The organism is Microseira wollei NIES-4236 (assembly GCF_020521235.1).
GTDB classification, from domain to species: Bacteria; Cyanobacteriota; Cyanobacteriia; order Cyanobacteriales; family Aerosakkonemataceae; genus Microseira; species Microseira wollei.
Genome location: NZ_BLAY01000302.1, coordinates 1 through 7,021 on the forward strand (window position 1 = coordinate 1; position 7,021 = coordinate 7,021).

A 7,021-nucleotide genomic window follows, 5' to 3' on the forward strand; every position below is an offset into this window, starting at 1 on the left:
CGCTGTGACAGGAGTTCACGCGTGTCCTGTGCCAATCTGGGGTCCATGGGGGAAAGGCAAACACCAGGCACCATGGGATATTTTTCCCCAGTCCATTCCTACTAGGCACTTTTACCCCCTAGCTACCCCCCCCCACCCGCTCCTCCCAACTCCCCCCACTCCCCCCCCCCCCTTTGCCCCCCCCCCCCCCCCTCCCCCCCCATCCCCTTTGCTCCCCCCACTCCCCTTTGCTCCCCCCACTCCCCCCACTCCCCTTTGCTCCCCCACTCCGGCGTCTATTGTCCCAATGCGCGGCTGGTAGCCTTTCTGGCTTACAGGCAGAGCGCACAGCAGCGAGAGTGGGAAAATCAACCAGTTGGCTGAGCAGACTTAAACAGAAATTGGGTGATGCTTTCCCCGATGCTATCGCGCAATTCGACCCCGATGGCTACCGCTGGAAATGGCACGAGGGGAAGTTTTATTATGGGATTGCACCAGGTGCAGTTGATGACAATGGCTCAAAGGCGCTCGCCCACTACAATTGAGGTAAAAATTCACAGCGCGCTGCGCCTCAAATTTTTTTGCAGTGAATCATTACACTGAAACAAAGGTTATAGGTCGCCCAAGCGTAAGTCCTGAAAGCAAAGGTCAGCTAGTGGTGGGTAGTTCGCGCTAAAATGCAGCCAGCTTAGATTTTTCGCCCTGTTAGTGACTGCTGATCAGATCGCGATGCAACCACCGCTTCCCATTGGCACCGTCGTGCAAAACCGCTACCGCTTGCTCAAGATTTTGGGTCAAGGGGGGTTTGGTCGAACCTATCTGGCAGAAGATACTGGGCGCTTTAAGGAACGATGCGCGCTCAAGGAATTTATTCCCGTGCAAACGGGTGCTTACACGCCAGAGAAGTCTAAAGAACTTTTCCAACGGGAAGCAGCTACGCTTTATCAAATTCAGCATCCGCAAATTCCCCAGTTCCGCGCCACCATCGAGCAAGATGGACGCCTGTTTTTAGTGCAAGACTACGTAGAAGGCAAAACCTATAGCACGCTGCTAACCGAGCGCAAGTCACAGGGAAAAAGATGCTCCGAAGCTGAGGTTTTGCAACTTTTACAGCAGATGTTGCCAGTATTAGACCACATTCACGCTAAGGGGATTATTCATCGCGATATCTCGCCGGATAATATCATCCTGCGCGTGAGCGATCGCTTCCCCGTCCTGATCGACTTCGGCGTGGTCAAAGAACTCGTCACCCGGTTTCAATCCCCCCAAAAAATCCCCACGCTCACCACAGTGGGTAAAATGGGCTACGCGCCCCCAGAACAAATTCAAACCGGACGCGCTTACCCCAGCAGCGACCTCTACGCTTTAGCCGTTACCTGCGCCGTTCTGCTCACCGGACAAGACCCCCAAGATTTATACGATGAAACCAGTTTGAGTTGGACTTGGTATCGATGGATACCGCCGGTCAACCCCGGATTGACGGCGGTGTTGAATCGGATGTTGAGTTATAAGCCGAGCGATCGCTACTCGGACGCCCGCGAAGTCGCCATAGCGCTAAAATCTTCCTACAACAACCCAGCGCAGTCCAAAATACCGCCAACCCAGGTGCAAGCAACCCCTGCTCCCCAATACTCGCAAATCCAGACGGTAGCGGTAAATCGTGGCGGAGCAATTGGCGCAGCAACTGCTGCGCCAATTGCTCAAAGTCAGTATCCTTCTAACCAACCAAACCCAGTAATTCCCGCAGCTACAGAAAGGTCGAGTTGGGATAACCCAATGCTAGTTATCTTTGTGGGAATGTTCTTGGCTATATTGGCGGGAGTTGGCTCTTGGGCGATCGTCAGTACTATCCTCAACAATCCAGCCCAGGTCAAAACCATATTGACGCCGATACCGACGCCCACGGTTTTTGATAATCCAACCGACTCAACGCCCACACCAACTCCAATCGAAACCCCTACACCAACCCCCGAACCCGAACCCGTCACCTCTGAGGAACGCCTCAACTTGTTGCCGGGTGATAGTCTTTCTACCCCAGGAAATCTCAAAGCCAACGAAACGGCAAATTATATCATTAACGGCACGAAAGGTCAACAGTTAAGCGCGTCTTTGGAAGAAGAAGGGGTGTTGATCACGATTTTGGGGCCAAAGGAAGAACCTGTAGATGACCGTTCCACAAGAGTGACGCGCTGGGAAGGGGTACTGCCAGATAATGGGAATTATACGATCCAACTACGCACGGTGCGGGGGGTTCAAGAGGGCGCCTATAGGCTCAATCTGCGCTTAACTAACCCAGAACCAACACCAACGCCGACAGAGACACCAACGCCGACACCAACGCCGACAGAAACACCAACGCCGACACCAACACCAACGCCGACACCCACCTTGGGTGAAAATCCATTTCCGGGCGAGGAATTTAAGGTCGCACCGCCTGCTACGAATGAATATGAGGAGGAACCGCTGGATTTGCCACCCGGTAATGCCAGCGCCCAAATTTCTGGTAGAACGAGTCAACGCAGAATCAAGCGATACTTGGTTTATGCTCAAGCAGGACAGGTACTGAGCGCGAGAATTCAAACGGGAGCTTCTGCGGCAAGGTTGGATATTCGCCATCCCAACGGTCAATTGGTGGAAAATGCCTCTGGGCTGGGAGAATGGGAAGGGAAGGTAGATTCGAGCGGTGAGTACAAAATTGATGTGACGGCAACCGAGGCAACAAATTTTACGATTGAGGTAAATGTTCGACAATAGTAGCTAATTGCTAATTGCTAATTGCTAATTGCTAATTGCTAATTGCTAATTGCTCATGAATGCACTTTTGATTGCTGGTACTGATACGGATGCGGGAAAAACAGTTTTAACGTCAGCGCTGGCGGCGTACTGGCAAATTTACTGTCGGAGTCGGAGTTTAGGGATTTTTAAGCCGCTTCAGACTGGAGTGGGGGATCGCGAACTCTACAGTCAAATATTCTCGCTCAATCAATCCCTCCAAGAAATTACACCGCTGCACTTTAGCGCACCCCTCGCCCCGCCTTTGGCGGCGGAACGGGAAGGACGCCAAATCGAACTAGGAAAGGTTTGGCAGGCGTTTGAGAGCTTGCACAAACAGCGGGATTTTGTTTTGGTCGAAGCGCTGGGGGGACTTGGTTCTCCTATCACCCACGAACTCACGGTGGCAGATTTAGCCAGGGACTGGGGATTGCCTACAGTGTTGGTCGTGCCGGTACAATTGGGTTGCATCGGTCAAGCTGTTGCCAATGTTGCCCTCGCGCGTCAGTCTAAAGTCCAGCTTAAAGGTATTGTCCTCAATTGTGTCAAACCTTGTTCAGACCAAGAAATAGCTGATTGGGCATCAATCGATCTGATTCAATCTTTGACAAATACCCTGGTTTTAGGTGTTATACCTTATTTAGATGAGCCAACCGATCTCAACAAGTTGGCTCACGTTGCCTCTCATCTGGAGCTAGAACGGTTGATGCCGGTTTGATTGACATTTCTGAGTTGAGCGGACGCTTTTGATTCGCTGCCAATAACTCATCCAGAGAAGTTTGCAGGTGCGTCAACACCTTATACAAGAAAGCTCTGACTAAGGCATAGTCAATGTCCGAATTCCCGTTCTTCTCCGCTTCCGTCAGAGACTCTATTGGTTCTCTTAGCAGTTGTTGAAAGCGTGGAGGTAGGACAGCGTTCGCGCAGCGTGCCGGATGGCATATCGCTTGCCAGTCCAATTCTAATCTTGCGCTAATTTCGATAAAGTTTAGATAAGAAACTCGCCTGCCATTGAGATAGCTGTAAACTGTGGAGCGACTGATTCCTATCGCCTCAGCCAAATCCTGCTGGCGATAAAAGCGACGATATAGTGCCTGCTTAACTGTTGGGATATGCTCACTAGCCACTCTGATTCCCGGTGTTCTTGCCATAGTAGCTGAAGAAAATGAAGGTTTTTGTGTTAACAAAAAAGCTCAAATCCAGGACACACAAAACTCTGATTGATATCACGTCCGGTAGCAACGGTTGTGTAACTGCTAATAGCTAATCGCTAATGGTTAAATAAAAAAGAAACAGTCAATCATTACTGAGCAGCTCTCGAGGCAATTGAAAAGCTCGCAATTAGCAATTAGCAATTAGCTATCCATACACTACCGATCTCTCGCGGACATGATATGACAGACACGATGCCTAATGCTGTGGCGGTATTGCGTACGCCACAACACTACAGGTCTGTGCAATTAATTGCTCTGTCGTGCCAGACAAAACTTACTCCCAGGGCGCATTTCGCTCCCTTTGACGGAAAGCTTCCTGCTTCAACCGGGAGTCGGTTCCAACAGTCCCCAGGCGTAAATTCCGCGCTTGCCGCACTTACAAGCGTTTTTTGCGGCATTTTCCCAATTTATCGCCCCATTTAAGTCACGCTCGCTGGAAATGCCCCACCGATTGCATCGCCTGTGTCATCTTGCTTTGACTACAAGTTGGGATTGGCTTTTGACCAATGGTTGGGTTATAATCGGATTTTGTCATGGCAAACTGAGGCAGTCCTTTGCTGCTGGAAGTTTGAACAAATACCGTTCCTGTTGACACCAGGAAGCGGAAATCGAATTCACGTGTTTTTAACAGCGAAGACCCCAGCGTGCCCTACTAACACACTGGGGTCTTCGCTGTTAAAAAACAGCCTATCACGTACTCGCCGCGCCAGTCAATAGTTTTAGATATACGCCTCCAATTATATTATTATAGTCGTTGGCTTGATTTATTGATGGACTTATGCTTGACTTATGCCTGAGTTATGCTTGACTTTCAAGAGTACATAGTGTTGCGTCAGTCCTGGGTTTAATGGCGATACAGACATCCTTGTTTTGTTTTGTTTGATACGAAAACATTTCTGTTCACTTCAGCTACTATGGCAAGAACTTCAGGAATCAGAGTGGCTCCAGAGCATATCGAAACAGTTAAGCAAGCTCTACGTCGTCGCTTTTATAGCCAGATGAATTTGGCTGATACTGTAGGCTTGGCTAGATCGACTGTTCAAAGCTTTCTTAATGGTAAGCCGGTTCACCTTGGGAGTTTTATAGAGATTTGTGGACAATTGGGGCTGGACTGGCAAACCGTCGTCGAGCTACATACCACTGCTGCAAAAGAGGCGAATAATGCTCCTGCATCTCTTCCTACATCTACAGAAGATGATGAGCGGATAGAATCTATTGCCAAACGCAATGCTGACATTCTCGTAACTCTGTTCAAAAATATTCGCAGTCAACTACCATCCGATGTCTCTGATGAAGTTGTAGCGAATCTGGCTAAGGCTGCACTCTCTGAAGCTAAATACTATAGCGATTCTCAGTTGGATGAAACAGAAGAACCCCAGTAGCCAAACCCAGGGAGAATATCTTGAGGGGCGATCGCCCTTCGGTTCCTCTTGAGTTATCTTAATAGCTTTTTCGATCGTTTTTCTGGGTCAGGCGATCGCTCCGATGGCCCAAAATCGTCGGGTAATATCGTGTCCGGTTGCATCGGTTGCGTTTGGAGAGCTGGGGGAGCAAAGGGGAGCAAAGGGGATGGGGGAGAAAAAACGCTTTTTCGCACAATCAACTATACACAACTGATCTCTCGCGGACATGATATAATTCTTCCACAGAAATAGTTGGTCTTTTTCGGAGATTCTTGTGGGATGAGCCGGAGGGCCCGTCGCTTGATTCGATTTAAATGGGGAGCAACTTATTTGCCGCCACACCGATGCGATCGCTCGCTGTGATATCATGTCCGCTTGAAGACCCATAGTTGGGACTGACGCGGGGACGCCCAGACGCTCTGACGCGGAGAATTTTAATTAAGGGTAATCGACCGGACATGATATGAGATGTGAGTAACGACAAAGTCTAAAGCCAGGGGCTTTCATGCACGGTTTCGGGTAAAGAAGCGTTACATAGTTTGGTTTTTCCCTGTCCCCCTGCTTATACTGACATGATATTATTGGGTGATGTTAAGAAAACTACTCATTCCCTGGCATAAAAATACAGCAACTACTTTCTCTGCGATGATTGGCAACCTGGATTGACCGTGCAAGATGTAACCAGTAACAAGCAAGAGATTTTTTGTACAGAAAGTGAACAAAGCAATGTCGAGCAACTTGGAATCAACTCAGCCGGAAGAACTAACTCAATTTGTCGGCAAGCATTTCATCTATACTTATGAGAATGGCTGGCAGTACGAACTATATGTGAAGAACGCCAGAACCATAGAGTATCGAATCCACAGCGGCATGGTCGGCGGGCGGTGGGTCAAAAGTCAGCAAGCCAATATTGTCAGGTTGTCGGATGATATCTTCCGGATTTCGTGGGATGAACCAACTGGAACTTGCGTCAGTCTTGCCTTTATATTAAACGCTGGTAAGGTTCATGGAGTAGCCTTCTTCCCCGCATGGATTGTGGAAAATCCCCAGTTAACTGTCTGTTTTCAGAATGAGCATGAAGATGAGATGTATCGTTATCGCGATGCTGGTCCAACCTATCCCAAACTCGTAATAGATGAGTTTGCATCTATTACCTTTCAGGAAGATGTTGGCCCAGATCGGGAAGATATTATTGCCTGCTCTCCAGAACAACTACCGGAAAATTACGCTTCTAGACGCAATTGAGATGGTAAGCGACGTTGGGTGGAACCGTTTGATTTACAACCAGAACCTGGAAAAATATTTTTCTGTTTCTGGAGTTTGAAAATCTAGAACGTAAAGATAAATATTTGGGCTTGATTTTTTATAAAAAAAAATCAAATATATATAAAAAAAATTTGACATTTGAGCGTTGATTTATTTGAGTATCTATGTGATAATTAGATTGAAAAATTTGATTAGTATATTGCTGGAGGGTAAGCATGAATACTAAAAATGAGGGTTTGTTGTGGTTATTTAAAGAAAAATACACCTAAAAATAACGGGAGATTGGTAGCCCCGTCAATTTATTGCGGGGCGGAAAATCGACACGAGCGGTTTTAACCGCAGTCAATATTAAGCTTAACTAATGTTGATTCTTGACATTGGTGAAGA

The 7,021-nt window shown here is 48.1% G+C and carries 7 protein-coding genes; 5 read left to right on the forward strand and 2 right to left on the reverse strand.

Annotated features, from left to right (window positions below):
* The first annotated feature begins 338 nt into the window (after positions 1-338).
* The 3 genes from MiSe_RS46530 to bioD all read left to right on the forward strand — a co-directional run bounded on the left by MiSe_RS46530 (position 339) and on the right by bioD (position 3,469).
* Positions 339-524 carry a hypothetical protein gene (locus MiSe_RS46530; protein WP_226593751.1) on the forward strand — a complete coding sequence of 62 codons (186 nt, stop codon included), beginning with the start codon at positions 339-341 and terminating at the stop codon, positions 522-524.
* Positions 525-687: 163 nt separating this feature from the next.
* Positions 688-2,733 carry a serine/threonine-protein kinase gene (locus tag MiSe_RS46535; RefSeq protein WP_226593753.1) on the forward strand — a complete coding sequence of 682 codons (2,046 nt, stop codon included), beginning with the start codon at positions 688-690 and terminating at the stop codon, positions 2,731-2,733.
* Positions 2,734-2,788: 55 nt separating this feature from the next.
* Positions 2,789-3,469: a dethiobiotin synthase gene (bioD, locus tag MiSe_RS46540; RefSeq protein WP_226593755.1), complete on the forward strand. Its 681-nt coding sequence runs from the start codon at positions 2,789-2,791 to the stop codon at positions 3,467-3,469.
* On the opposite strand, the gene MiSe_RS46545 is transcribed toward bioD, so the two are convergent.
* The gene (locus MiSe_RS46545) at positions 3,411-3,902 is read right to left on the reverse strand and encodes a helix-turn-helix transcriptional regulator (protein ID WP_226593757.1); all 492 of its coding nucleotides are present in this window, start codon (positions 3,900-3,902) and stop codon (positions 3,411-3,413) included. The genes bioD and MiSe_RS46545 overlap by 59 nt on opposite strands.
* 977 nt (positions 3,903-4,879) lie before the next feature.
* On the opposite strand from MiSe_RS46545, the gene MiSe_RS46550 reads away from it, so the two are divergent.
* Positions 4,880-5,347 carry a hypothetical protein gene (locus MiSe_RS46550; protein WP_226593759.1) on the forward strand — a complete coding sequence of 156 codons (468 nt, stop codon included), beginning with the start codon at positions 4,880-4,882 and terminating at the stop codon, positions 5,345-5,347.
* A gap of 331 nt (positions 5,348-5,678) precedes the next feature.
* On the opposite strand, the gene MiSe_RS46555 is transcribed toward MiSe_RS46550, so the two are convergent.
* Positions 5,679-5,828 carry a hypothetical protein gene (locus MiSe_RS46555; protein ID WP_226593761.1) on the reverse strand — a complete coding sequence of 50 codons (150 nt, stop codon included), beginning with the start codon at positions 5,826-5,828 and terminating at the stop codon, positions 5,679-5,681.
* A gap of 266 nt (positions 5,829-6,094) precedes the next feature.
* On the opposite strand from MiSe_RS46555, the gene MiSe_RS46560 reads away from it, so the two are divergent.
* Positions 6,095-6,613, forward strand: coding sequence for a phenolic acid decarboxylase (locus MiSe_RS46560; RefSeq protein WP_226593763.1), 519 nt, complete (start codon positions 6,095-6,097; stop codon positions 6,611-6,613).
* Positions 6,614-7,021: the final 408 nt, after the last annotated feature.